Raw genomic sequence first — 24,788 nt, forward strand, 5'->3', positions numbered from 1 at the left:
TGAACAGGATAGAGGCCTGGAATCTGTACTGGATTGGAGGACTTATGAAAGGTCTCCTAGCGGAAACCCGGAAACCCTACCTGTGGAGCTAGCCGGATTCGAACCGGCGACCCTCTGCTTGCAAAGCAGATGCGCTACCAGCTGCGCCATAGCCCCGTGAATGTGAAAAGAACTTCAACCGCGCAAGAATGCGTGGGCCTGGGAGGACTTGAACCTCCGACCTCATCCTTATCAGGGATGCGCTCTAACCAGCTGAGCTACAGGCCCATGCCGTGTGACCGAAGAATCACACAAATGGATAGCTTACCATAGTGTCCTCTCAAGTCAATCTCGGCGGCGTCGCGTCGCGTCTTGGCGGAAGAATGGGGTTTATGAGGAGGAAACGCCGTGCGGAACCAGTCTGGTCGGAGCAGCTGGAGGTCGGCGGTGAGATGGTTCTGGTCATCAGGAAGCGGATCGCCAACGTCTATCTGCGGGTTAAGCCGCCTGACGGCCATCTGGAAGTGACAGCGCCTCTAAAGCTGGGCGATGACCAGATTCGTGCCTTTATCGACGGCAAGCACCGCTGGATCGCAACCACTAGAGAACGTCTGGCCCGTTCACGCGATGTCTACGCCCAACCCGGAGCCGATGGTCAGCTGCAGCCAGGACGATCCGAGGCCGAAGCCAAGAGAATTCTCCAGGAGAGGCTGCCGACTCTGCTTGATCGGTGGGTCCCTGTGGTAGGCCGTCGGCCTGAGCGCATCAGTCTGCGGAAGATGAAAACCCGCTGGGGCTCCTGCACCCCCGCCACTGCCAGCATCCGGCTCAACACCGACCTGGCCTGGCTGGATCCTGACCTGTTGGAGTACGTGCTGGTTCACGAGCTGACCCACCTCTACGAGCATGGCCACGGCCCCGGCTTCCGCGCGCGGATGGATTGCTATATGCCTGACTGGACCGAGCGCCGTCGTCGTCTTAACCGTTATCTGGCTTTGTAACCCGCAAAGCTTAGACGTCTGAAGTTATGACTTCTGAATCCATGACTTCCGGAGCCGTAAAATCCTCATGAGTCCTGAACTTGTGGACGGGGAGCTTGTAAATTACGAACCTGCGGCATCATCCGTGCTGATGATTTCCGAATCCGAACCCTCGCTAGGCCATCTGGTAGGAAGTTGAATCGGTTTTTGATCGTCCTGTCTATCCTGATTTAGACCGACTATACGGTCTGATTCAGCCCGATCTGACTTTGCTCTGTTCTGACTCAACTAATCTGCCTTTGATTCGTTCTGGCTCTACTCAAGCCTGGTTTGATGTGCCACATTGGTCATCGAAGACTGACAGGAGACTGCCGCAGCCCATCTTGGTGCGCTAGCGTTGAGGAAGAGGGATGGCACTGCAGCAGTTAGGCAGGCTCCCTGTGACCCGGAGGCGCGTGTGGAGCTGATCCGGGGCAATTGATCATGAAGGAGCGGATGAAATGACGGAATCCAAGAAGACGATCAAGCGTGCTGTGGTTACCGGCGCCTCCAGCGGCATCGGTCAGGCCAGTGTGCGGGCCTTGGTAGACAAGGGCTGGAAGGTGGTCGGCCTGGCCCGGCGCGAGGACAAGCTCAAGGCTCTGGCTGACCAGCTGGGTGAGAACTTCACCTATGAGGTTTGCGATGTGACCGACGAGGACTCCACCCAGGCGGCCGTCGATGCTATGCTCAAGGGCGGTCCGGTCAAAGCTCTGGTCAACTGTGCTGGCGCGGCCTTTGGCAAGGATCCGGTGGCTACCTCCAGCCTGGACGATTGGCGCGGCATGTATGAGCTGAACGTCATCGGCACCCTGCGGGTCATCCAGAAGCTGCTCCCGGCCCTGAAAGAGTCGGAGGGCACGGTTCTGGTCATCTCCTCGACGGCAGGCATCGAGCCCTACGAGGGCGGCGGTGGATACTGCGCCTCCAAAGCGGCGGAACGGGTCATGGCCCGCATTCTGCGGCTGGAGCTGATCGGTCAGCCGGTGCGCGTGGTCGACATTGCCCCGGGCCTGGTCCACACCGACGAGTTCTCCCTGAAGCGGTTCGGCGGGGATAGCGACCGGGCCGATGCAGTCTACGCCGGGGTGCCCGACCCGCTGACCGCCGACGACATCGCCGGATGCGTCACCTGGGCCCTGGAGCAGCCTGACACTGTGGACATTGACCAGATTGTGATCCGTCCTCGTGCCGAGGGCTCATACACCAAGCTTTACCGTCGCAGCTGAGCCTGGTAAGGGATCGATTCTGGCAAAACTGATTCTGCCAAAAACCCAGTTTGGCAGGTTGATTCTGGCAGGAACCGGGTCTGGCAGAGGTTGAGTCTTGGCTGCTAAGCCTATGTGTGCCTAGCGGAACGCAGTCGACCGGGGGTAGTGCCCACTGCCACGATGAGTACGGACAGGACCGATCCCGCCAGCACGCCCAGCAGTGCTGACTCCAGGTGCGGGGATCCGGCGAAGGCCAGGTTGGCGATCAAGAAAGACATGGTGAAGCCGATTCCACAGAGCTGGCAGAGGCCGATCATGTTCCCGGTCGTAGAGCCGGCAGGCCGCCGCAGCCCTAGATGACCTGCCAGGATCACCATGGTCAGGATTCCCAGGGGTTTGCCCAAGGCCAGTCCCAGCGTGGCGCCCCAAAAGACCCGGTCCGTCAGCAGTCCGGGTCCCAGCTGATCCAGGGAGATGGACAGCGAAAAGAAGGCGAAAAGGGGCAGGACCACCAGGGCGCTCAAAGGGGTCAGGAAGTGGTCCAGCCGTTCAGCCGGTGATAGCGTCGGGTTGCGGTTTGGCTCAATCTCAGTTGGTTCAAACCCAGCTGGTTTGGTATTGGCTTGACTGGTCACTGGTGGATGGGTCTCGGTCGGCTCGTTACCGGATGGTTTTGTATCGGTTGGCCTATGCTCGGTTGGCTCAGTTAAATTCGGCGCGGTACTGGCCGAAGGCTCTTCCGCTTCTGTTGCTTCCGCTTCAGATGCCTTCGACCTGGCAACAGGGGTCAATAGGCCCATCGCCACTCCCGCCAGCACCGGGTGGATTCCAGCCTTGAAGAGGCTGTACCAGGCCAGCAGACCGCCTGCGAGAGCGCCCAACAAGCAGAGAAATACCAAGGGTCGCCAGAGGCGGGCGGAACGGCTCGCCGCTCGGACCAGCAAGGCCCAGACCACTAGGCCGACCAGGCAGACAAGCAGCCAGCTCGGTTGTCCCAAGCTGGAATAACCCAGGGCGATCAGCAGGACGCCGATCAGGTCGTCGAAGATGGCTAGGGTCATCAAAAAGGCCTGCAGGGCGGGCCCGGCCTTGGGCAGGAGCAGTTGCAGAGCCGCCAGGGAGAAGGCTACATCGGTGGCCGTTGGGACGGCCCAGCCACGCAAACTGGCTGGGGAGCCCAGGTTGAACAGGCAGTAGATCAGAATCGGAACAGCCACACCGCCCAAGGCGGCCAGCATGGGCAGCAGGACCTGCCTGTGGTCGCGCAGAGTGCCCGTGGCAGCCTCCTGGCGCAGGTCAAGGCCCATGGTCAGGAAGAATATGGTCAACAGCCCGTCCTGTATCCAATCCTTCAGGGACAGGCTCAGTCCACCGGGCAGGTCCAGAGGAATCCAAGCGGCAAGAGCGTTCAGCCCCGGCCCGGTCTCTGGCAGATTGGCCAGGATCAGCCCGGCCAGGGCGCAGACCATCATGAATAGCCCGGTGATCCGATCGTTTTCTGCCAATGAAGATAAGGTTGCGAAAAAATTTGAAAGATGGAGTCGATTGTGCTGGCCTCTGTCAGATTCGCCCTGCCCATGCTGTGGATTTGATGGTCGGGCATTTGATGGCTTGGAATTCTGCTGCGAATTCGAAAGTCGGGGGTCTGATGGTTCGGGGTCCTGACGACGTGGATTGATTTGAGATGTCGGGAATGTAGGCGTGGGCGGCATGATGCTCCTGGTCGGGCGGATAGGGTTCGGTCTTCCATGGCCGACCAGTCTTCCCGGCATGAGGCGGCGCCCGGCCGTCTCCCAAATGTCAATTCTATCTTGTTCAAAGAGTTATGCCAGCGGCCCCGCACCTTTTACGATGCAGGGCCGCTGGCATATCGCTTATCGGAGCTGTGACGAGCTCTCAGAATTCAGCAACTCAGAACAGGTGGCTGCGCATGAACCACTGGAAGTGCTCCAGCTCCTGCACGTGGTCCTGCAGAATGTTGGAGCTGACGATGTCCAGGTCGTCCAGCTCCTTGATGGCCTCGCGGTCGCGCTTGATGAAGGTGGTGTAGTAGGTGTCCAGGGCCTTCAGGTAGTCCAGGGCATCCTGGCGCCCGGTCATGGTGATGCCATCCCAGTCGCGGTTCTTCATGATGTCGTCGGGCCGGCCGGCGGGGGAGCCGCCCAGGGTGGCGATGCGCTCGGCGGTCTCGTCGGCCATGTTCAGCACCGAATCGACCTCGGGGTCCATCATCTCATGAATGCCGATGAATTCCTTGCCCTTCATGTTCCAATGGGCGTGCTTGAGGATCAGGGCAGTCTCCTGTTCCTGGCTCAGACGGCTCTGCAGGATGGCGATGACCTTTTCGCTGGTCGCTTCGTCGAGTCCCGGTACGGTAAAGTTCAATGCCATAATCGCTCCTTAAATGTGAAATTATGCCTGCGGTCGGGTCGGCCCGACCTTGTATCTCCAGACTAGAGGAAAACGCAAGGAAACGCTTGGATTTTGCGGGAATCAACCAGTGAAATCATTCACGGACCATCGGCTACGCTGATAGTCATTTTTTCTTGACTGGCGTGGGACGGTCCCCGGCTGACTGCCAGCTGGGATTCAGCTAGACGACAGCTGGGCTCTGGTCGTAGCGTCGTCTCGGTCAGATTAGACCCGGTCGGGTTATCCTCGGTCTGCTCCCGCTATGGAATTCGACCTGTCTTCATCTTTCCCGTCTTCGCTGGCTTCGCCATCATCGCTAGCCTGGTCCTCGGCTTGCTGCCGCCGCCTGACCTCGATGGTCTCGATGCGCCGACCGTCCACCTTGGTCACCACCATGTCATACCCGTCGTCGGAGTGGATCACGTCGCCCACCTGCCCCATGCGTCCGGTCTGGGCCAGGAAGTAGCCGGCCAGGGTCTCGTAGGGGCCGTCCTCCAGCTCGATCCCGGTCAGGTCGGCGAAGTCCTCGATGGTCATGCCGCCGTCGACCGTGGCAACCCCGTTGACGAAGGCGGTCGCCTGGGGATGGGCCGGGTTCTGCTCCTCGGGCAGGTCGTACTCGTCACGGATGTCGCCCACCAGCTCCTCGGTCATGTCCTCCAGGGTGACGATGCCGTCGGTGCCCCCGTACTCGTCGATGACCACGGCCAGGTGGATGCCCTTCTTGCGCAGCTTCTCCAGGCTGGGCAGGAGCTTGGAGGTGCCGGGCAGGGCGATGCCGGGCCTGGTCACGTCGGCTACGGTCTTGGCATGGGGATTGCGCACATCCATCAGGTCGCGCACATGGACGAAGCCCAGCACGTCGTCGAAGTCGCGTCCGGTCACCGGGTAGCGCGAGTAGGGCTCGTCGTGCACGAATTCGACCGCCTCCTGCAGCGGCATGTCCCCGGCGATGAAGACCACGTCGGCCCTGGGACGCATGACCTCGGCCACGCTGGTCTCGGAGGCGTCGAAGACGTCGCCCAGGATCATCCGCTCGTCCTTGCTCAGGTTGGTGTTGGAGGAGACCAGCATCCTCAGCTCGTCGTCGCTGACCTCGGTGTCGGTCTGCTGGGGGTCGAAGCCCAGGATGCGCACGATGAGGTTGGTGTTCTTGCCGATCAGCCAGATCAGCGGCCTGCACAGGGTGGTGAACACGTCGATGGCTGGAACGACGGCCCGGGCGATGGCCTCGGTGCGCTGCATGGCGATCCGCTTGGGCACCAGCTCGGAGATGACGATGGAGCAGTAGGAGATGATCAGAGTCAGAATCACCGTGGTCAGGGTGCCGGCCAGACCCTCGTGCACCCCCCACCCGGTCAGGACGGGCACCACGTAGGGGGCGATGGATGACGCGCCGAAGGAGGCCGAGAGGAAGCCGGTCAGCGTCACGCCGATCTGCACGGCGGAAAGAAAGGTGTTGGGGTCACGGGCGATGCGGGCCACCCGGGCGCCGCGCGCGTCCTGCTGCTCCATTTGCTCCAGCTGCGAGCCTCGCAGGGAGACCAGCGCCAGCTCAGTCCCCGAGAAGACGGAACCGAGCAGGAGGAAGAAGAGAATGAGCAGGATGTTCAGCCATAATGCCATGCCTTCAATGCTAGGGTATGGACGCCCCATGTGCCCTATGTCACACCCCAGCGGTGAACCTCCGTCTTCCCCATACAGCGCTTCCTGACTAGCATGAAACACGGAAGCAGGTTCGGCTTCAAGCCGGCATTCCCAACGCTCCCGAAAGGATTTTTCATGTCACAGCTTCAGCACGAATTGACTGAGTTCACCACGCAGGCGTACCAGGACAACAAGACCTTCTCGGTCTCCAAGAAGGATCTGCTGGGCCACTGGTCCCTGCTCTTCTTCTACCCTGCGGACTTCAGCTTCGTCTGCCCCACCGAGCTGGAGGATCTGGCCAGCAAGTACGAGGACTTCAAGAAGATCGGCTGCGAGATCTACTCCGTCTCCTGCGACACCGAGTTCGTCCACAAGGCCTGGCACGAGGCCAACGAGAAGATCGCCAAGGTCCAGTACCCCATGCTGGCCGATCCGACCGCAACCCTGGCCAAGGACCTGCAGACCTACAACGAGGCCGAGGGCAAGGCCGAGCGTGGCGACTTCATTCTGACCCCTGAGGGCAAGGTCGTGGCCTACGAGGTCATCTCCTCCAACGTGGGCCGCAACGCCGACGAGCTGCTGCGCCGCGTCCAGGCCTCCCAGTTCGTCTACGAGCACGGCGATCAGGTCTGCCCTGCCAAGTGGGAGCCCGGCGAGGACACCATCGAGCCCAGCCTGGATCTGGTCGGTCAGCTCTGATCCGCAGCTGCCAACATCGGGAACTCGCCGATCGGAAGCGACCAGGGCGGGTTCCCTTTTCTGTATTCACGACCAGCATCCAACACCAGCACATCCGTGCATTCCTTCGGAAGAGGCATTCATGACGGAAGACAAGAATCTTTATGACGTGGTCGTCATCGGCGGCGGCCCTGCAGGCCTGAGCGCAGGACTCTACCTGGCACGGGCGCGGTACCGCACCCTGATCCTGGAGAAGGACGACTTCGGCGGCCAGATCACCATCACGGCCGACGTGGTCAACTACCCGGGCGTGGCCAGCACCGACGGCCGCAAGCTGACCGAGACCATGCGCCAGCAGGCCCAGAACTTCGGAGCCGAGTTCATGAGCGCCGAGGCCACCGGCATCGAGGCCCAGGGCGACATCAAGGTGGTCCACACCTCCCGGGGCGACCTGCGCACCTTCGGCATCCTGATCGCCACCGGCGCCAGCCCCCGCAAGATCGGCTTCCAGGGGGAGCAGGAGTACGCGGGCCGCGGTGTGGCCTACTGCGCCACCTGCGATGGCGAGTTCTTCACCGGGCGTGAGGTTCTGGTGGTCGGCGGCGGGTTCGCGGCAGCCGAGGAGTCGGTCTTCCTGACCAAGTACGCCACCAAGGTGACCCTGCTGGTGCGCGAGGAGGACTTCACCTGCGACGCCGCCGTGGCTGACGAGGCCCGGAACAACGACAAGATCGAAATCCATTACTCCACCGAGCTCAAGGGGGTCTCCGCTGGCCCCGGCGGGCTGGTCGAGGCCTCCATCCTGGACCGCAAGAGCGGACAGACCACCACTTGGAAGCCCCAGGACGGCGGCACCTTCGGCGTCTTCGTCTTCGCCGGCTATGTGCCCCAGACCGGCATGCTCAAGGGCGTGGTGGATCTGGACGACCACGGCTATGTGCTGACCCACGGCTACCTGGAGACCTCGGTGCCCGGCATCTACGCCGCCGGGGATCTGCGGGTCAAGAACCTGCGCCAGGTCATCACAGCCACCGCCGATGGTGCTGTGGCCGCCGTGGAGCTGGAGCGCTACGCCTCCAATATGTCGGACAAGACCGGCCTGGTGCCGCCGCGGCCCGAGGATTCCCCCTACGCCCGCTCCGAGCGGCAGGCCGAGAACTCCGCCCTGGCCTCGGGCACCTCGCCCGCGCCTGTGGCCCAGGAGCACGACCAGGCCCCGGCCAAGACCTCCGGCTTCTTCGGGCCGGACATCCGCAAGCAGCTGGACATGGTCTTCGGCAAGATGACCGGAAAGCTGGAGCTGGCCCTGGACCTGGACGGCAGCCAGGTCTCCAAGGAGCTGGAGGCCTTCGTGGACGAGCTGGTCGGGCTCTCCGACGGCAAGCTGACCTCCAGGGTCGACTCCCGCACGGACGAGGACGGCAAGGACTATGATCCCGCCGGTGACCTGCCCGATGCCCGCCCCAGCGTGCGCATCTGCCGCGTGGACGACCAGGGTGTCTCCCAGCCGACCGGTCTGGCCTTCCATGGCGTGCCCAGCGGCCACGAGTTCAACTCCTTCGTCCTGGCCCTCTACAATGCGGCGGGCCCCGGGCAGCAGGTGGATCAGCCCACCTCGGACCGGATCGACGCCATCAAGGACCAGGTGGACGTGATGATGCTGGTCTCCCTGACCTGCACCATGTGTCCGACCACGGTCCTGTCCGCACAGCGGGTGGCGGCCCAGAACGGCAAGGTGCGCGCCGAGGCCTACGACCTGGCCCACTTCCCCGAGCTCAAGGACCAGTACCAGGTCATGAGCGTCCCCTGCATCGTGATCCGCAAGGACGGCCAGGAGACCGTGGAGTTCGGCAAGAAGTCCGTTCCCGAAATGCTGGATCTGATCGGGGCCTGACCCTGAGTCCGACCCTGAATAGAGTCTGAAAAGGCGCTGGTGTCACTGCCTTTGTGGCGATGACACCAACGCCTTTTTGATGTGTGCCGCTGGTCTGCATTGATGAAAATCGATGGATATTATCTACGGTTTGCGCCATGCGTTCTATCAGCAGCCGCAGGAGTGACGGATGACCAGATCCGCCTTGATGATCTGCACGTCGGGGACCTGGTCCGGCTCCAAGGCGGCATTGATGGCGCAGGAGGCGATTTTCGCAGTGTCCTGCTGCATGGTGGTCAGCTGAGGCCAGGTGTAGAGGGAGTCGACGGTGCCGTCGAAGGAGACAATGGCCACATCCTCGGGAATGCGCAGCCCGCGCTCATGCAGGGCTCGAAGAGCGCCCATGGCCTCCATGTCGGAACCGGCGAAAATGGCCTGGGGAGGCTTGCCGCTGTCGATCAGGTCCAAGGTGGCGCGATAGCCGCCCTCGCGTGTGAAGAAGGCCTGGCGGATCCTGCCGGCGGGCAGGTTGGCGTTCTGGTGGGCCGCGTACCAGCCCTGGATGCGGGCGTCGCCCCGGTTATCGGGGGAGCCGCCAAAGAGCATGTCAACACTGCAGTGCCGGTGCTCGATCAGGTGCTGGGTGGCGGTCAGGCCAGAGTGGAAGAAATCGGTCGACACGCTCTTGGCGTTGGCCACCCGGTGAGGCTGGTCCATGAAGACGAAGCGGCTCTCTTCAAGATGAGCCATGCTCAGCTGTGTGTAGCTGCGCGAGGATGAGAGGAAAATGGCGTCAACATTGCGCTCCAACAGCTGCCTGATGGACTGCTCCTCCAATTCGGGGTCGCTGCGCACGTTCATGAAGAGGACCGAGTACCCCCGCCGCATGGCCACCGTCTGCAGCTCGTCGTAGATGCCGGCGCTGAAGGGGTTGGACGAATCCGGCACGATGACGCCCAGCATCTTGGAATACCCGGTGCGCAGGGCACGCGCCGTGGGGTTGGGGTGGTAGTTCAGCAGCTTCGCCGCCTCGCGCACCCGCTTGGATGTGTCCGGGGCCACTGCCCTGGGCCCGTTGTTGAAGACGTAGCTGACCACCGCCGTGGAGACGTTGGCCAGCTTGGCCACATCCGTGCGTGTGGCCCTTCTGCGTTGTCGGAGTTTCTTATTGTTTGCAGCCATCAGAGCTCGATCCCATCTGCCTATTCACCAGTCTCAATTCATGCTACCCGGAATATAGAATCTACTCGAATTGATATTGTTTTCAAACTCCGTTCTATACCGCCATTGACCTGTCCGCATATGCCTGGCTATAGCCGGAAAATCAAGGGAAATGGCACCAAATTTTCAACCGTTGCGAAAGCCCTTGTCTTCAAAAGCAGCTGTTCAGGCAATCGGCGTCAGATATTTGACAGATAAATCTACTCGTGTATATTAAGAAACACGAATGAGTTCCTGTTTGCATGGAACGTGTTCGGCAACGAAGCAACCTACGAAGGAGTGGTTGATGAATAGGATCAAGACGGTGGCGGCGGTCGGCATCTGCTGCGCTATGGCAATAACCTCATTGGCTGCCTGCGGCTCTTCCTCCTCCGGGGGCAAGAAGACCGTGGAATTCATGACCATGCAGTCAACGGGAACCCCCCAGCTCAAGGCTCTTCAGGGCCTGGGCAAGAAGTTCGAGGCCAAGAATCCGGACATCACCATCAAGATGGTTCCGGGCACCAACAACAACGAGAACGACATCAAGGTTCGTCTGGCGGGCCACAACCCTCCGGACATCTGGAACACCCACGGCTGGTCGCGCGACCGGTACGGCAACTTCCTGGAGCCGCTGCAGAACAGGCCCTGGGCCAAGCGGCTCAAGCCGATAGGCAACGATGTCTTCAAGACCAAGGACGGCAAGTTCTACGCCCTGCCCGCCGACATCCAGGTGTCGGGCATCATGTACAACCAGACGGTTCTGGATGCGGTCGGCATCGATCCCAAGTCCATCGACACCTGGGACGCCTTTGAGCAGGCCTGCACGAAGCTGAAGGCCGCCGGATACACTCCGCTCATCTCCTCCAACAAGGACGCAGGCCCCAACGGGGATCTTGCCGACTATATGCTTCCGGGCATGTATGACGAAAGCCAGCTCAAGGCTCTCTCCAAGGGCAAGTTCGATACCGCAGTCTACGAGAAGTACACCTCCAGGGTGGCCAAGTGGGCCAAGGACGGCTGGTTCAATGTGGATTACACCTCCGCCTCCCAGGATGACATCTCCAGGCTGATGGCCCAGGACAAGGCCGGCTTCTCCTTCCGCGCCAACGGCAGCTCCCAGCTGATCGAATCCTACAACCCCAACGTCAAGCTGGGCATGATGCCGGTTCCCGCCGAGGTCGGCAAGCCCTACTTCTCCACCGGCGAGGACACCCTGACCTTCGGCGTCTCCAAGACCAGCAAGAACAAGGACGCGGCGCTGAAGTTCATCGACTTCATGGCCGAGCCTGAAAACCTGCAGAAGCTGGTCGACGTGAGCATGAACGATTCGGCCCTGACCGGCGTCAAGTCCGCACTGGGGCAGTTCGAGCCGACCTACAACTACTGGGTGAACGAGAAGAAGACCAAGCTGGTCCCCTTCTTCGACCGCAAGTACCTGCCCAACGGCATGTACAACACCTTGGCCAAGTCGACCGACGGTCTGCTGACCGGTCAGCTGACTGCACAGGCCGCTGCAGATCAGGTCAAGACCTCCTTCAACAGCCTGTATGGCCAGAAGTCTTCCTGATTAGCTGACCAAGAGGAGTTCAGTTATGACAGATAGTCGCTCAGGGGCGATTCTTTCGCAGGACACCCAATCCGGATCACCGTTACATGGGGATGGCAGGGATGCATCCGTTGGCCACGGCAGGGGTCCCTCCCCGCGTCGTCGCCGCTTCAGGGGTGCCTCGATCAATCTTTTCTATCTTCCTGCCGTCATCCTCCTGGTGATCTTCATCATCTATCCGCTCCTGTCGGGGATCGGGCTTTCTCTGACCAACTGGGACGGGTACAACGACGCCAAATCCTTCGTGGGGCTGGCCAACTACAAGCAGATGCTGACTGACACCAACTTCAAGCAGGTGGTCATCAACACCTTCATCTACGGCATCGGCAGCACAGTGCTCCAGCAGATCCTGGGCTTGGCTCTGGCGCTGTTGCTGAACGCCAAGATCAAGGGGCGCACCCTGATCAGGGCCATCATCTACCTGCCTGCTCTGGTGGCCCCGGTCATCATGGGCATCATGTACTACTTCGTCTTCCAGTACCAGCAGGGCGCTCTGAACGCCGTCATGACGGCGCTGGGTCTGCACAAGGTGGCCTGGTTCAACAATGCGGGGTTCTCGGTCTGCATCATCGTGCTGGTGAATTCCATCCAGTTCGTCGGCGTCTCCATGATCATCTACCTGGCCGGTCTGCAGACCATGGACCAGGAGGTGGTCGAGGCCGCCGAGGTCGATGGGGCATCCGGCTGGAAGAAGTTCTGGAACATCACCCTGCCGCTCCTGGCACCCGCCTTCACGACCAGCGTGGTCCTGAACCTGATCGGAGGACTGAAGCTCTACGACATGGTCAAGGTGCTGACAGGCGGTGGTCCCGGGTATTCGACCAACTCCATCTCGACCTATATCGGCACGATCTACTTCGACAACCAGGCGGCCGGGTATGCCTCGGCCATCGGGGTCTTCCTCTTTGTCCTGATTGCCATCGTGACCTGGCTGGTCAACAAGGGGCTGGCCAAGCTGGATTGGGAGGCCTGACATGGCTAGCAAGAACAAGAATGCGATGACCCCTGCTGAGCGGTCATACCAGCGTGGGCGCTGGGCCATCTACCTCTTCCTGGTCATCGTCTGCCTCTGCCAGCTCTTGCCCTTCTACCTGGCGATCACCACCTCGCTCAAACCCTCGGATGATCTGAGCTCGGCTCTGAGCATGCGCACCCATGACATGGCATGGTCCAACTGGTCCGAAGCCGTCAACGAGGGCGGCATCCTCAAATCCGTGCTCAACAGCGTGGTGGTGACCGTGGGGACGACGGCCCTGGTCTGCATCCTGGGAGCGGCAGCGGCCTACCCCCTGGCTCGTCGTCTGACCCGGTTCAACAAGCTGGTCTCGGCCTTCATCCTCTCCATGATGATGATTCCGCCCCTGAGCATTCTGGTCCCCCTCTATTCCTTCCTGGTGAAGATCGGCGGGGTGAACAACTACTGGGGCATCATCGCGGTGCTGACGGCCACCAACCTGCCTCTGTCGGTCTTCCTCTACACGGCCTTCATCAAGGCCATACCTCCGGCGATTGACGAAGCCGGCGAGCTGGACGGAGCCAACCGACTCCAGGTCTTCATGCGCCTGGTCCTGCCCATGCTCAAGCCGGTGACGGCGACCGTGATCATCATGACCGGCTCGACAGTATGGAACGACTACGCCCTGTCCAGCTACATCCTGACCGATCCCTCGGCCCAGACCATCGCCCCTCGCGTGGCCTCTTTCTTCTCGGCCAACACCAACAATCTGGGCGTCGCCGCAGCGGCATCCCTGATTGCGGCAGCCCCCATGGTGGTCGCCTACATGTTCCTGCAAAAGTACTTCATTGCAGGGATGGTGGCCGGAGCAGTCAAGTAGTCTATCAATCAGGAGCCGCCCAACTGCAGTGGGCTGGGCGGCTCACTGGTTCATCAAGCATTGTTGTTTTTGCACATTTGTGCCGTAGTTACTAAAGGATTTTTCATGCTCTTTCCACAGCCGGTCCATTCTGATCAGCCATTCACCTATATGGCCCTGGGGCCCATTACGCCGGGTGCCGATATTCCTGACGTCAGGGGGCTCTATGCGGGTCCTGACCTGAATGGCTTGGAACAGACCCCCGCCTGGACCTCGACCCATTCGCCCCTGCTGCTGGAGCATGCGCAGAACACCTACCTGCATCCGGGCCTGACCGGGCATCGGATCGCCCAGGGCTCCGAGGGCATCCAGGCCGGGCGCTCCTGGTCGCCTCGATTCCTGGTCGAGAGCCAGCCCGAGCAGACCGCTGACTCGCTGACCATCAAGGCCCGTGACGAGGATGCCCAGCTTGGGTTGGAGACCAGGGTGGAGGCCATGGCCGGCGGCTCCCTGCGGATTCGCCACACCTTGCGCAACCTGGGCGCCGACCCCTTCCTGCTGGAGGGTCTGGAGGTCCGCCTGCCCTTGGATGACCAGCAGACCCAGATTCTGGACTTCGCCGGCAGGCACGAGCGTGAGCGCAGCCCCCAGCGCCACGACCTGGCCGACGGGGCCTGGGTGCGCGAGTTCCGCTGGGGCCGCACCGGCTTCGAGGGGCCCGTGGTCATGGTGGGCACCCCCGGCTTCGACTTCCATCACGGCAGGGTGCTCTGTGTTCAGCCGGCCTGGAGCGGGAACACCGTGCTCCGGGTGGACCGGAACAGCGCCACCCCGGCAGGCGTCAGCGCTGGCGAGCTCCTCCTGCCCGGAGAAGTGGTCCTGGACCAGGGCCAGGAGTACAGCACCCCCTGGATCGTGGCCACGGCCTCCGACTATGGCATGGATCCGATCATGAACAGCCTGCACGCCTGGGAGCGCACCCTGCCCGAGCATCCGCGCGAGCAGCCGGTCATCCTGAACGTCTGGGAGGCCATCACCTTCAACCACGACTTCAATACCCTGCGCGACCTGGCCGACCGGGCCGCACGCATCGGGGTGGAGCGGCTCGTTCTGGATGACGGCTGGTTCCACCTGCGCCGGGACGACAAGGCCGGTCTGGGCGACTGGTGGGTGGACCCGGCGGTCTGGCCCCAGGGTCTGGAGCCTTTAGTTGATTATGTCCATAAATTGGGGATGCAGTTCGGCCTCTGGTTCGAGCCGGAGATGATCAACCCGGATTCGGACGCCTTCCGCGACCATCCTGAGTGGGTCATGAGGGCATCCTCCAGAAACCCGGAGCTGCAGCGCAACCAGCTGGTCCTGGACCTGACCAACCCCCAAGCTTTCAACCACGTGCTGGAGGCCATGACCAAGGTCCTGGAGTCCTGCCAAATCGACTACGTCAAGTGGGACCACAACCGCGATCTGCTTGAGGCCGGTTCCCAGGCCCACGGTGGCGCGCCGGCCATCCACGAGCAGACCCTGGCCTACTACCACCTGCTGGACGACCTCCGCGCTCGCTTCCCCAAGGTGGAGTGGGAGTCCTGCGCCTCGGGCGGCGGCCGCATCGACCTGGGTGTGATCGAGAAGATCCGCCGCTTCTGGAACTCCGACATGACCGACGCCCTGAGCAGGCAGCTGATCCAGCGCTGGACCGAGCAGACCGTGGCTCCCGAGTACATCGGCGCCCACATTTCCCAGCCCTCCTCCCAGCAGACCGGCAGAACCTACAGCCTGGATTTCCGGGCGGCCACGGCCGTCTTCGGGTCCATGGGCATCGAGTGGGACATCCGCCAGGCCAGCGAGGAGGACTTGGAGCGGCTCAAGGAATGGATCGCCTGGTACAAGGCCAACCGGGGCTTCCTCCACTCCGGCCGTGCGGTCCGCCTGGACCTGGCCGACCCCTCGGTCCTGGCCCATGGCGTGGTGGCCCCCGACCGCAGCCGTGCCATCCTGGCACACGTCCAGTTGGACGAATCCCTGCATAATCGTGGTGTTTATCTACGTATTCCCGGCCTGGACCCCAAGGCCCGGTATCGGCTGGCCTGGACCGGCCCCGCCAAGCCCAGGGCCTCGCTGGAGCACTTGGATCCGACGGGTCCGCTGGGCACCGCCGAGGTCACCGGCACCTATCTGGAGCGCGTGGGCATCCGCATACCCCGCTGCCAGCCCGAAACCATCCGCCTGATCGACCTGGTCCGGGTCTGACCCGCCGCCATCTGCCACACCACAGGGATGAAGGAGCACTGCATCATGAACCCAACCAGCCTTAGCCTGGGAGAGCCGGACTGGATCACGCTGACCACCGATGCCGACAGGGAGACCGCGCCCGCAGGCAGGCCCTTCAGCACAGCCCCCGATGCGAGGGTCAGCCTCAAGGGCGAATCCGCTCTGACGGTCAGCCTGACCGCCGGCTCCACCCCCATCCGGTCCCTGGCCCTGCGCTGGACCAGGCCCATGCCCGCCGACGACCTCTACCTGGGCGACGCCTGGGAGCGTGGCTACGGCCGCATGGGTTTCCAGACCATGCGCGCCAACCGGTTCATGCCCTGGTACTTCCTGGCGGCAGGTCAGGAGCAGGCCGAGGGGTACGGGGTGGCCACCGGTGCCAACGCCTTCTGCTTCTGGCAGGTCGATACGGCCGGCATCACCCTCTTCCTGGACCTGCGCAACGGCGGCAGTGGGCTGGTACTGGACGGTCGGGAGCTTGAAGCGGCCACCATCATCTGCCTGCAATATCCGCTCCAGGAGCGGGCTGGCGGTCCGGTCTTTGCTGTGGCCAGCGACTTCTGCTCCCGGATCAGCCGCAAGGGCCTCATGCCCCCTGAGCCGGTCTACGGGAGCAACAACTGGTACTACGCCTACGGGGACTCCAGCCGTTCCCGGATTCTTGCCGATGCCGAGTATCTGGCCGACCTGACCCAGGGCAACGCCCACCGCCCCACCATGGTCGTGGACGACGGCTGGCAGGACCACCACCGGCTTGAGGACTACAACGGCGGCCCCTGGCGGCGTGGCAACGAGAAGTTCGGCGACATGGCCGCCCTGGCCGACCAGATCAAGGCCATGGGCATCAAACCTGGCATCTGGTACCGTCCGCTCCTCAACGAGGACGAGGCCATTGCCGACCAGTTCAGGCTCCCGCACAACGGATGCCTGGACCCCTCGAACCCGCAGGCCCTGGACTACATCCGCCAGGACATCGCCCAGCTGGGGGAGTGGGGCTACCAGCTGGTCAAGCATGATTTCAGCACTTTCGACCTGCTGGGCAGGTGGGGCTTCCAGATGAACCCTTGGCCCAGCCCGGACGGCTGGCATTTCTACGACCGGAGCCTGACCAGCGCCCAGGTGGTCAAGCAGCTCTACCGGGCCATCTTCGAGCAGGCCACCAAGACCGGGATGCTGGTTCAGGGGTGCAACGTGGTCGGCCACCTGGGCGTCGGCTTCATGCAGATCAACCGGACCGGCGATGACACCAGCGGCCTGCAGTGGGAGCGGACCAGACAGATCGGGGTCAACACCCTGGCCTTCCGCCTGCCCCAGAACGGGAGCTTCTACGCCACCGACGCCGACTGCGTGGGCATATCCGACGCAATCGACTGGGAGCTCAACCGTCAATGGATGGACCTGCTGACGCGGACCGGCACTCCGCTCTTCTTCTCGGCCCGCCCCGGCAGCCTGACCGCCGACCAGGAGGACCAGCTCAGGCAGGCGCTGGCCCTGGCCTCGACCGGTGGCGCCCATGCCATTCCGTCGGACTGGCTGGTCAACGACTGCCCTGAGATCTGGACTGACGGCGGCGGCACCCGCCGATACTCCTGGTATCAGCCGGCTGGCCTGGAGTTCGCGGACAAGCCCGAGCGTTACGACGGGTATCTTTCTGCCGTTTAAAAGTAGATGGCGACCGTGCTCGGTTGGGATGGGCACAGCCGCCAGTTCGCCGGATTGCAGTGATGGGAACCCGGCCTTACTCGTGCGAAGTACAGTGGGGAATATTCGATAATGCCATTTACAGAGCCTCCCAAGAACTCTGCCGACTGTCTCCCCAACAGACGGTGCATGTCATCCGTTTCTGCGTCTTTGTCCAGTTGATACAACCTTATCATCGCGCAATGACTATGACAGCCTGATCCAGTGTCGGTGGAACTCATGATTGACGGGATGAGTAAACAGCGGCCAGGCAGGTTGGGGGCTGTTAAGCCTCCTGGCCGGCCTGGCCGTGTTTCCTCCTCTCCCAAGCAGAAGCGGGGGCGTGCATGCCTGCCCTCGGCTTCCGCCTGCAGAAGTGTGGTGGGGGCGCGGGAGGGAAGTGTCGGGCTCTCTTGGGGTTGAGCCTTGATTGGCACTTGTCCTCCCTGCTCCCCCTATGTGGGCCGGGGGCGGGGGGATTGATACGCCGCCCGGCCGCTCTTACTCGTGCGAAGCGTGCAATAGTCGGCGTTGTTCCTTTCGGTGGCGGCGGGATGCCAGGACGCCGCCCATGCCGGTCATGCCGGTGGCCAGGGCGAGCAGGATGCCTTCCCCGCCTGCCTTGGGGAGCACGCCTGCTGGCAGGTACGTGTACTTCAAGGATGTGTCCGGCGTTTGGGGTGTGCTGCCCAGCGTGTAGTCCACGCTGACCGTGACCGTGCCCGGCTGGTGTGCGGGCGTGGTCACGCTGACGCTGCTGCCGTCGCCGCGCGTCAGCCCTGATGCGGGGGTCTGGTCGAATCTGACGCCGGTGATCACCAGAGCCAGGTTGAACGACACCGGCACAGGAACAAGACTCCGAGCTTTACCGTTATATTCTCCTGTGGGGATGCTGTCGTTGCCGAGCTGGCCATACTGGTTGCGTCCCCATGCCCAGGCGTTGCCGTCGCTGCCCACGGCCAGCGAGTGATGGTATCCGGCGCTGACCTGCGTGGCTTGCAGTCCTTTGCTCGCGTCCTCGGGGCTGGCGGGGTCACGCACGCGCACAGGAACAGACGAATTCGAATAGTTGCCGCTGCTGTTGTTGCCGAGCTGGCCATAGTAGTTGTATCCCCAGGCGTAGGCGTATCCGTCGCTGCCCACGGCGAGGGAATGAGCGTTTCCGGCGCTGACCTGCAGGTAGGTGAAATCCGCTGGCAGATCCGGGTAGGTCTTCCGGTCGGGCGTCTTCACCCTGACCGGCGTATACCGGTCGCTGCTTGTCCCGTCGCCGAGCTGGCCATAGTAGTTGTATCCCCAGGCGTAAACGTTGCCGTCGCTGCCCAGGGCCAGGGAATGATAGCCTCCTGCGCTGACCTGCAGGTAGGTGAAGTCCGCTGGCAGGTCCGGGTAGGTCTTCCGGTCGGGCGTCTTCACCCTGACCGGCGTAGACTGGCTGTAGCTGGTTGTCCCGTCGCCGAGCCGGCCATAGCCGTTGTATCCCCAGGCGTAAACGTTGCCGTCGTTGCCCAGGGCCAGGGAATGCTGGTATCCGGCGCTGACCTGCAGGTAGGTGAAATCCTCTGGCAGGTCCGGGTAGGTCTTCCGGTCGGGCGTCTTCACCCTGACCGGCGCATGCCGCTCGCTGCTTGTCCCGTCGCCGAGCTGGCCATAGTAGTTCCATCCCCAGGCGTAAACGTTGCCGTCGCTGCCCAGGGCCAGCGAATGACCGTTTCCGGCGCTGACCTGCTGGTAGGTGAAGTCTGCTGGCAGGTCCGGGTAGGTCTTCCGGTCGGGCGTCTTCACCCTGACCGGCGTAGACTGGCCGCTGATTGTCCCGTCGCCGAGCTGGCCATAGAAGTTGGCTCCCCAGGCGTAAACGTTGCCGTCGCTGCCCACGGCGAGGGAATGAGCGTTTCCGGCGCTGACCTGCTGGTAGGTGAAGTCCGCTGGCAGGTCCGGGTACGTGCTGCGGTCGGGCGTCTTCACCCTGACCGGCGCATGCTTGTCGTCTCTCGTCCCGTCGCCGAGCTGGCCCTGGCTGTTGTATCCCCATGCGTAGGCGTTGCCGTCGCTGCCCACCGCCAAGGAAAAACTAGCGTTTGCTGATGCGCTGACCTGGCTGAATCGTATGTCTCGGCTGGCGTTGTCGGGCGGGGTGATGGTGGCGGGTTCCCTGCCCAGCTGGCTGCCCTTATTAGGGCTGATGCTCCACTTGGTGTTCCGGCTTGCCGGCGTCCAGTGGGCGGCCAGGGTCAGGTCCTTGTCGACGGGCCTGCTGAAATCGTAGGCGACCTGACCGGTGAACCAGCCGTCGAACAGGTAGCCTTCCCGCGCAGGGTCGGGTGAGGGGCGCTTCGCCCTCCCGTACGGGGAGGGGACATGCTGGTCTGCTGGTTTGGGGTTTCCGCCTCCCGTGTCGAAGCGGACGGTGAACGCGGATCCTGGTTCCGCAGCTCGTGCCGGCGGCTGGTCGACCGTGTACGCAAGGCTCCTGGCGAAAGGCTGCCCGTCCTGCCTGCCCGTGATGAGGATGGCGGCTTGTCCCGGCTTGCGGGCGGGCATGTCGGCCTGCCAGGCATCGTTGCTCCTGGTGAGCGTCAATGCGTGGCCGTCCAGGCTGGCTGATGCCAGGATGGGCGCAGCAGTGGTGCCTAGCCTGTCGGGTTTGCCGGGCTGGCCCTGCCCGTCCATGCTCCACGCGAGCATGCCGCCCTGCCTGCTGACGGCGGCGATCCTGTTGCCGGCGCTTGCGGCCTGCACGTAGGCTTGGTTCCCGTCGTCCGCGCGTATGGGGGTCTTGCCGGGCTGCCATGCCCAGACATGGCCGTCTGTATCAATGATGGCGGCCTGGTCCTTGTTGGCGGTGATCCGGCTGGCCTGCACGCCGTCCGGCAGGCTGACTGGGGTCATGCTTGTCGTGCTGCCAGCCAGGTACCGGGCCTGCCCGTCCGCGTCCAGGAGGAGGAACCCCTGGTTGAGGGCCTGGGCCTGGACGATACGGGTTTCCGTCTGCTGCTTGACGCGTGCGGGCTTGGCTTTCCCGGTCTTGCTCATCTCCCAGGTCCAGGCTAGCCCGTCAGCGTCCACGATGAGGATCCGGCTGGCGGAGGCGACGGCGGTGACGGCCTGCGCCTTTCCGGGCAGGCTGATGGCGGCCTGCTGTATAAGTTCCGGGTTCTGGCTGTCGGCCTGGCTGGCCTGATAGGCGTGGACCCGGCCCTGCCGGTCCACCGCCAGCAGGAGGTCGTCGTTCATGCTGATGCTGGTGAACCTGGCATTCTGATTGGAGTTGATAATCGTGGGTGTTGCTTGTCCGCTGGTCCAGATGTATATCCGCTGGTCGGATCCCAAGGCGGCCTGCCGGCGGCTGCCGGCTGCAACCTGCAGGTAGCGGAACCCGTCGGGAGCCTGGGCGGGGGCAGGAACCTGCTTGGGCGTGCCGTCCTGCGTCCATGTGTAGATGCGGCCGTTGCCGGTCAGGCCGACTATCTGGTTTCCTGCGGCTTGGATGCTGGCGAACTGAGGCTCCTGCAGGTTGGGCGGGCTGATGGTCAGCCGTGCGCCGGAGGCGGGCCCATGATCAGGGTTCAGCGTCCAGTCCGTGGTCTTCGACCACTGGGCTTTCAGGGTCGTGTCCTGGAGGATGGGCGTCTGCAAGTCGAAGGGCTGGTTGTCAAGCGTCCACCCGTCAAACAGGAAACCATCACGCACAGGATTCTGTTGCGGGGGAGTGGCGAGAGTCCCGGTCTTCACAGTTGATTGTGTTATCTTGCTGCCGTTGGCAGGGTCGAAGCGCACTATACGAGAAGCTTGATTATCTGTCTTTTCGGCTGATTTAGCCGGAGCGGAGTCTGTGCCGTCTGTATTGTTTGTCGTCGATGATGGAGCGCTTGGACTCGGTGTTGCGGGGCTTAACGGTGTGGTGGCTTGTATCGGTGATGGCGACGGTAGTGGAGTTTCTGGAGTGTTGCTGGGGAGAGTGCCGGGGGTTTGCTCAGCTACGCGAGGGGTCTGACGACCCCCCCCCCCCGGTGAGGACAGGAGCATCCGCCTGGGCGGATGCGACGCCCAGGCCCGCAAGCATTCCCAGCAGGATGACAGCCATCGCCATGATGCGACGCAGACGGGAAACCAGATGCATCAAACCAAAACCCCTTCACCAAACACCAAACGGAATCAACACCGCCTGTTATCAAAGTTCTGCCTGCCAGCGCCAACCCTGCATCAAATTGCAGGAGCCAATGGCGAAGCCAGCCGTCTTCTCGACATCCCCCGCTCTTCACCCTACCACCCAGTCAGCAAACAACACACGACCACAGCAAAGGCAATTGAATATGGCGAAGCCCCGCCTCCTGCTATCTGCAAGAGAACGGGGCCTCATCCTTAAACCGTCAAGAAGAGATCAGCCGGTGTTCTGCAGGCCGGCGGCGACTCCTGAAACGGTGCAGAGAATCAGGTAGATGAAGTCGGCCTGTTGGCTCTTGCTGAGCTCCTCCTTGTCGTTGCGACGACGCAGGGCCCGCAGGGCACGCACCTGGGTCACCGACAGGGCGTCCACATAGGGAGAGCGGATCCGGATGGCCTGGCCCAACACGTGGCGGTGCTGCAGGGGCCACTCGTCGCCCACGATCTGCAGAACCCACTTGCGGGTCAGCTCCATCTCCGAGAGGACCTTCTGGCTCAGGTCGTCCCGGTCGCCCAGGGAGAGGTACATCTTGGCGATGCGCTCGTCGGTCTTGGCCAGGCTCATCTCGATGTTGTCGATGAAGGTGCTGAAGAGCGGCCATTCCTCGTAGGCCTGGCGCAGGGTCTCCAGGTCGCCGAACTTCTCGCAGGCGGTGCCCAGGCCGTACCAGGCGGCCAGGTTGATGCGGGCCTGCGCCCAGGAGAAGACCCAGGGTATGGTCCGCAGATCGTCCAGGGACTTGGCGCCCAGACCGCGCTTGGCCGGCCGGGAGCCGATGGGCAGCAGGCCGATCTCGTTCAGGGGCGTCACGATGGAGAACCAGGGGGCGAAGTCCGGCGTGTGCAGCAGGTCCAGGAAGCGCTCGTGGGCGGCCTGGTCCAGCTTGTCGGCCATGTCCGCGTACTTCTCGGTCATGGTGGTGTTGCGCTCCTCCACGCTGGGTGCGGACTGGAGCAGGGTGGCCGCAGCCACGGACTCGATGTGGCGGATGGCCAGAACCGGGTTGCCGTAGCGGGCGAAGATGACCTCGCCCTGTTCGGTCAGCTTGAACCGGCAGTTGACCGAGCCCACAGGCTGGGCCAGCACGGCCCGGTTGGCAGGGCCGCCGCCACGGCCTACGGCGCCGCCGCGTCCGTGGAAGAGGGTCAGGTCGATGCCATGGCTCTCGGCCCACTTGGCGATGCGCTCCTGGGCGGAGTGCAGGGCCAGGGTCGCCGAGACGGGGCCGGCGTCCTTGGAGGAGTCGGAGTAGCCCAGCATGACCTCCATCTTGTTGCCGGTCTCCTTGAGCCGGGCCTGAACCTCGGGGATCTTGATGATCTCCTCCAGCACGTCCACCGAGTTCTGCAGATCCTCCAGCTGTTCGAACAGGGGGATCACGTCGATGACCGGCACATCCTCGGCATGCTCGAAGGCCAGCCGGTTGAGCTCGTAGACGTCCTTGACGTTCTGCGCCGACTTGGTGAAAGAGATGATGTAGCGGCGGGCGGCCTTCTGGCCGTTGCGCTTCTGGATGGCTCCCAGGGCCCGGAAGGTGTCGAGCACCTCGTGGGTCATGGGCTGCAGCTCGCCGCGCTCGCCATGCAGGCCGTGTTCGCGGATGTCTTCCAGGGCGCGGGCGTGGACCAGGGAGTGCTGGCGGAACTCCATCTCCACCATGTGGAAGCCGAAGGTCTGGGCCTGCCAGATCAGATCCTGCAGGGGTCCGTAGGCCTGACGGGCCGCGCCCGCCTTGGCCAGGGAGTCCTGGACCACGCGCAGGTCGGCGATGAAGTCGTCGCAGTCGGCATACATAAGGTCGGCGTCACGCTGGATGGTGGCCTGCAGGCGGTCGGCGATGACCAGGACCACGGCCCGGTGCAGCTCGTTGTGCGAGATGGTGGTGGCCCGGTCGGTCAGGCGCTCGCTCATCTCTTTCTGGTGGCTCCACAGGCTCCTCAGCTCGGGGCTGGGCGGCGTGGTGGTTACCTCCATGGTCATGTTGCGGCCCACGGTGGTGGTGGCCTTGACCAGGGCCTTGAGCATGTGGTCGGAGAACTTGCGGGCCACCTTGCGCGAGACCTTGGCGGTCACGTTGGGGTTGCCGTCGCGGTCGGAGCCGATCCAGCTGCCCGGGTGGAAGAAGGCGGGGCAGACGGGCTTGACCATGCCGGCCTTCTTGCCCAGCATCCAGTCGTCGAAGCGGCGGTAGACCTTGGGAATGGTCTCGAAGAGCGTGGCGTCGAAGATGTCCAGAATGGTGTTGGCCTCTTCGACGGGCGTCGGCTTCTTGGCTGCGATGGGCGAGGTGCGGAAGAGGGCGTCGATCTCGTTGTGCAGCAGACGCTCGTTCTCCTCCAGCTCGGAGCCGCCCAGGCCGCGGCGGACGGCCAGCAGGTTGGCGATGCGCCGGATCTTGCCCTCCACGGCCTTGCGCCGCGCCTCAGTGGGGTGGGCGGTGAAGACGGGGTGGAACTCCAGCTTCTCCAGCAGCTCCGAGGCCTTGGCCGGGCCCATCTCCTGAAGGAGCTGGCTGTAGGCGCTGGTCATCTCGTTGATGGGATCGGTGCCCTTGACTTTGAGGTCCACCTTGCCCTCGCGCTCATGCAGGACCTTCACCCGGTAGTTCTCCTCGCAGAGGTTGGCCAGGTGGAAGTAGGTGGTCAGGGCGCGGGCCAGCAGCTGGGAATCCTTGACTGAGGTGTCGTCAATCAGGGCCACGGCTTTGGACAGGCCGTCCTCGTCGGGCACGGGGTCCGAGGGGTGGCGGTTGAAGTGCTCGGCGCTGGCCGTCATCACGTCCTCGCGCAGGGAGTCGAACCGCTTGAGCAGCTGTTGATCGAATTCCCCCAACACATCCCTGAGCAGCCGCAGGCACAAGGCCATGTCCTCATCCAACGATTGAGGCAGCTTGCGTTCCTCCGGCCCCTTGGTCCCGGTGCCGGATGTGACCAGGGTCGCATCGGCAGCCGTGATTTGCTGATTACTGTCTGTCATCAGTCCTCCTTGTCGAATCGCAGGTTGCCTGGTCTTCGACCATTCCACGGCTCCTCCGCGGTTATTGGTGGTCGGCGTTGCAGGCCCACAGCCTTCGGTTCGATGGTTCGCGGCCCATTCTAGGACGCTTTAGGGTCGAATACGTTTCATGGTCCCGTGCGGCGGTGCAAGGGCACGTGACCCGGGTGGAGTATGAATGTGGGTGTGAAATTCAAGAGCAGGAGTTCCAAGGACGGCTATCGCGGCAGGACCGC

At 62.9% G+C, this 24,788-nt stretch carries 14 protein-coding genes, 2 tRNA genes and 1 pseudogene; 9 read left to right on the forward strand and 8 right to left on the reverse strand.

What is annotated here, in order from left to right:
- Positions 1-83: 83 nt before the first annotated feature.
- Together FPK30_RS06660 and FPK30_RS06665 are read right to left on the reverse strand one after the other, a co-directional pair.
- Positions 84-156 (reverse strand) — tRNA-Ala (locus FPK30_RS06660).
- Between the two features lie 37 nt (positions 157-193).
- Positions 194-267, reverse strand: a tRNA-Ile gene (locus FPK30_RS06665).
- A 104-nt stretch (positions 268-371) separates the two neighbouring features.
- On the opposite strand from FPK30_RS06665, the gene FPK30_RS06670 reads away from it, so the two are divergent.
- Both FPK30_RS06670 and FPK30_RS06675 read left to right on the forward strand, forming a co-directional pair.
- Positions 372-980 carry a M48 family metallopeptidase gene (locus FPK30_RS06670; protein ID WP_186279434.1) on the forward strand — a complete coding sequence of 203 codons (609 nt, stop codon included), beginning with the start codon at positions 372-374 and terminating at the stop codon, positions 978-980.
- A gap of 479 nt (positions 981-1,459) precedes the next feature.
- Positions 1,460-2,227, forward strand: coding sequence for an SDR family oxidoreductase (locus FPK30_RS06675; RefSeq protein ID WP_144085840.1), 768 nt, complete (start codon positions 1,460-1,462; stop codon positions 2,225-2,227).
- A 110-nt stretch (positions 2,228-2,337) separates the two neighbouring features.
- On the opposite strand, the gene nhaA is transcribed toward FPK30_RS06675, so the two are convergent.
- The 3 genes from nhaA to FPK30_RS06690 form a co-directional block, all read right to left on the reverse strand.
- Positions 2,338-3,714, reverse strand: coding sequence for a Na+/H+ antiporter NhaA (nhaA, locus tag FPK30_RS06680; protein WP_186279435.1), 1,377 nt, complete (start codon positions 3,712-3,714; stop codon positions 2,338-2,340).
- Between the two features lie 406 nt (positions 3,715-4,120).
- Positions 4,121-4,600: a Dps family protein gene (locus tag FPK30_RS06685; protein ID WP_015021094.1), complete on the reverse strand. Its 480-nt coding sequence runs from the start codon at positions 4,598-4,600 to the stop codon at positions 4,121-4,123.
- A 261-nt stretch (positions 4,601-4,861) separates the two neighbouring features.
- Positions 4,862-6,247, reverse strand: coding sequence for a hemolysin family protein (locus FPK30_RS06690; protein WP_144085842.1), 1,386 nt, complete (start codon positions 6,245-6,247; stop codon positions 4,862-4,864).
- Positions 6,248-6,403: 156 nt separating this feature from the next.
- On the opposite strand from FPK30_RS06690, the gene FPK30_RS06695 reads away from it, so the two are divergent.
- On the forward strand, positions 6,404-6,967 hold the full coding sequence (locus FPK30_RS06695) for a redoxin domain-containing protein (RefSeq protein WP_024627523.1): 564 nt from the start codon (positions 6,404-6,406) through the stop codon (positions 6,965-6,967).
- Positions 6,968-7,088: 121 nt separating this feature from the next.
- Positions 7,089-8,840 carry an FAD-dependent oxidoreductase gene (locus FPK30_RS06700; RefSeq protein ID WP_144085843.1) on the forward strand — a complete coding sequence of 584 codons (1,752 nt, stop codon included), beginning with the start codon at positions 7,089-7,091 and terminating at the stop codon, positions 8,838-8,840.
- Between the two features lie 147 nt (positions 8,841-8,987).
- Here the strand turns inward: FPK30_RS06700 and FPK30_RS06705 are convergent, their stop codons facing one another.
- Positions 8,988-10,001 (reverse strand): LacI family DNA-binding transcriptional regulator, encoded by a 1,014-nt coding sequence (locus FPK30_RS06705; RefSeq protein WP_144085844.1) that lies wholly within the window; start codon positions 9,999-10,001, stop codon positions 8,988-8,990.
- A 325-nt stretch (positions 10,002-10,326) separates the two neighbouring features.
- Here FPK30_RS06705 and FPK30_RS06710 point away from each other — a divergent pair, with 325 nt between their 5' ends.
- The 5 genes from FPK30_RS06710 to FPK30_RS06730 all read left to right on the forward strand — a co-directional run bounded on the left by FPK30_RS06710 (position 10,327) and on the right by FPK30_RS06730 (position 17,372).
- Complete coding sequence (locus tag FPK30_RS06710) at positions 10,327-11,589, forward strand: ABC transporter substrate-binding protein (RefSeq protein WP_144085845.1); 1,263 nt, start codon at positions 10,327-10,329, stop codon at positions 11,587-11,589.
- Between the two features lie 25 nt (positions 11,590-11,614).
- Positions 11,615-12,601, forward strand: coding sequence for a carbohydrate ABC transporter permease (locus FPK30_RS06715; protein ID WP_144085846.1), 987 nt, complete (start codon positions 11,615-11,617; stop codon positions 12,599-12,601).
- A 1-nt stretch (position 12,602) separates the two neighbouring features.
- Positions 12,603-13,463, forward strand: coding sequence for a carbohydrate ABC transporter permease (locus FPK30_RS06720; RefSeq protein WP_144085847.1), 861 nt, complete (start codon positions 12,603-12,605; stop codon positions 13,461-13,463).
- A gap of 105 nt (positions 13,464-13,568) precedes the next feature.
- Positions 13,569-15,689, forward strand: coding sequence for an alpha-galactosidase (locus FPK30_RS06725; protein ID WP_144085848.1), 2,121 nt, complete (start codon positions 13,569-13,571; stop codon positions 15,687-15,689).
- A 45-nt stretch (positions 15,690-15,734) separates the two neighbouring features.
- Positions 15,735-17,372 carry a glycoside hydrolase family 36 protein gene (locus FPK30_RS06730; RefSeq protein ID WP_186279436.1) on the forward strand — a complete coding sequence of 546 codons (1,638 nt, stop codon included), beginning with the start codon at positions 15,735-15,737 and terminating at the stop codon, positions 17,370-17,372.
- A gap of 519 nt (positions 17,373-17,891) precedes the next feature.
- Here the strand turns inward: FPK30_RS06730 and FPK30_RS06735 are convergent.
- Both FPK30_RS06735 and FPK30_RS06740 read right to left on the reverse strand, forming a co-directional pair.
- A pseudogene (locus FPK30_RS06735) lies at positions 17,892-21,513 on the reverse strand (RCC1 domain-containing protein).
- Positions 21,514-21,774: 261 nt separating this feature from the next.
- Positions 21,775-24,534 (reverse strand): phosphoenolpyruvate carboxylase, encoded by a 2,760-nt coding sequence (locus tag FPK30_RS06740; RefSeq protein WP_045923784.1) that lies wholly within the window; start codon positions 24,532-24,534, stop codon positions 21,775-21,777.
- Between the last annotated feature and the right edge of the window lie 254 nt (positions 24,535-24,788).

Origin of the sequence: Bifidobacterium apousia, assembly GCF_007559275.1 — a bacterium.
GTDB lineage: Bacteria > Actinomycetota > Actinomycetes > Actinomycetales > Bifidobacteriaceae > Bombiscardovia > Bombiscardovia apousia.

What these genes read in the sequence shown, in the direction of transcription:
- FPK30_RS06740 (WP_045923784.1), bottom strand. Translation starts at nt 24,534, where the DNA reads ATGACAGACAGTAATCAGCAAATCACGGCTGCCGATGCGACCCTGGTC.
- FPK30_RS06705 (WP_144085844.1), bottom strand. Translation starts at nt 10,001, where the DNA reads ATGGCTGCAAACAATAAGAAACTCCGACAACGCAGAAGGGCCACACGC.
- FPK30_RS06675 (WP_144085840.1), top strand. Translation starts at nt 1,460, where the DNA reads ATGACGGAATCCAAGAAGACGATCAAGCGTGCTGTGGTTACCGGCGCC.
- FPK30_RS06685 (WP_015021094.1), bottom strand. Translation starts at nt 4,600, where the DNA reads ATGGCATTGAACTTTACCGTACCGGGACTCGACGAAGCGACCAGCGAA.
- FPK30_RS06710 (WP_144085845.1), top strand. Translation starts at nt 10,327, where the DNA reads ATGAATAGGATCAAGACGGTGGCGGCGGTCGGCATCTGCTGCGCTATG.
- FPK30_RS06700 (WP_144085843.1), top strand. Translation starts at nt 7,089, where the DNA reads ATGACGGAAGACAAGAATCTTTATGACGTGGTCGTCATCGGCGGCGGC.
- FPK30_RS06715 (WP_144085846.1), top strand. Translation starts at nt 11,615, where the DNA reads ATGACAGATAGTCGCTCAGGGGCGATTCTTTCGCAGGACACCCAATCC.
- FPK30_RS06690 (WP_144085842.1), bottom strand. Translation starts at nt 6,247, where the DNA reads ATGGCATTATGGCTGAACATCCTGCTCATTCTCTTCTTCCTCCTGCTC.
- FPK30_RS06670 (WP_186279434.1), top strand. Translation starts at nt 372, where the DNA reads ATGAGGAGGAAACGCCGTGCGGAACCAGTCTGGTCGGAGCAGCTGGAG.
- FPK30_RS06725 (WP_144085848.1), top strand. Translation starts at nt 13,569, where the DNA reads ATGCTCTTTCCACAGCCGGTCCATTCTGATCAGCCATTCACCTATATG.
- FPK30_RS06720 (WP_144085847.1), top strand. Translation starts at nt 12,603, where the DNA reads ATGGCTAGCAAGAACAAGAATGCGATGACCCCTGCTGAGCGGTCATAC.
- FPK30_RS06730 (WP_186279436.1), top strand. Translation starts at nt 15,735, where the DNA reads ATGAACCCAACCAGCCTTAGCCTGGGAGAGCCGGACTGGATCACGCTG.
- FPK30_RS06695 (WP_024627523.1), top strand. Translation starts at nt 6,404, where the DNA reads ATGTCACAGCTTCAGCACGAATTGACTGAGTTCACCACGCAGGCGTAC.